This window comes from Streptomyces sp. Isolate_45, from assembly GCF_024721315.2.
Lineage (GTDB): Bacteria > Actinomycetota > Actinomycetes > Streptomycetales > Streptomycetaceae > Streptomyces.
The window spans coordinates 1-1,030 of the sequence record NZ_JANFAK020000376.1 but is presented as its reverse complement, the minus strand read 5'-3'; the positions used below and the strand labels follow the sequence as shown (position 1 = coordinate 1,030).

Here is a 1,030-nt window from a genome sequence, read left to right as displayed (position 1 = left end):
GATATCAACACTTGCTGCAACAATCTTACCCTACACGACGCTCTTCCGATCTGGCCGAACCGGCCCACCGCCGCCGGGCGGCGGCTGGTGGCGCGGGCCCGGCGGGGCGGCGCGTGGCCCGCGTACGTCTTCGACGGACCGCCCGTCCTGCCGGACCGGCTGCTGCGCCGGGCCTTCACGCGGGCGCAGCCCCCGGTCGGCGGGCTGGGCAAGGCCCTGGTCCGGATGGGCAAGGCCCTGGACCGCGCGGAGGACCGCCACGACCGGTCGGGCGACGGCCAGGACGGCGGTCACGACGGCGGCCACTCCTGCGGCGGGGGAGGCGGGGGCGGCGGCGACTGAGGGGGGCGGGCCGGCGCCGCCGGGGGTGGCCAGTCTGACGGGGCATCACCTGAGGGTGAAGGTATCGGAGCAGGTCAGGGGGGTGAGTACGCCGGTTGCGCGGCGTGTCCCCGGGAGTGGTGGCCGCGCTGCGGTTGCCGGGTCCGGCGGGGTGCCGCTACGTGGACCGGGACACGTCCCATGTCACCCGTACGCCCCCGCCGGACAGGAGAGATCCGTTGCGCCGCTCCACGCGCTTCACCCGATACACCGTCCCCGCCGTACTCTGCACCGCCCTGCTGGCCGCGTCCCCCGGCCTCGCGACGGCCGCCGACGCCCCCGCGCGGCCGCCGGTCGCGGCGGCGGCCGGGGTCGGGTCGAAGGCGATCCCCGGGACCGAGGCGCTGCTCGCGCAGGTCCAACAACTCGGCACCGTCAGCGGGGTGTTGAAGCCCGTGACCGATCTGCTCGCCGCCGTCTTCAAGTCGCCCGACGGCAAGCTCCCCCAGGCGGACGTGGCCGGCTTCAAGGAGAAGATCGACACGGCCCTCACCGACCTGAGGAAGAACCTCCCGCCCGCCCCCGCCGTCCCGGCACCGCCGGTGGCCGCGCCGCAGCTGCCGGTGGACGCGCCGAAGCTGCCTGTCGCGGCTCCGCAGGTCCCGGCTGATGCGCCCAAGGTTCCGGCCGATGCTCCGAAGCTTCCGGC

2 pseudogenes are annotated in these 1,030 nt (G+C 75.4%); both read left to right on the top strand.

Features of this window, described 5'->3' with window-relative positions:
• Window positions 1-342, top strand: a pseudogene (locus tag NOD94_RS41165) (hypothetical protein); the annotation flags it as partial.
• Window positions 343-560: 218 nt separating this feature from the next.
• Window positions 561-1,030, top strand: a pseudogene (locus NOD94_RS41160) (hypothetical protein); the annotation flags it as partial.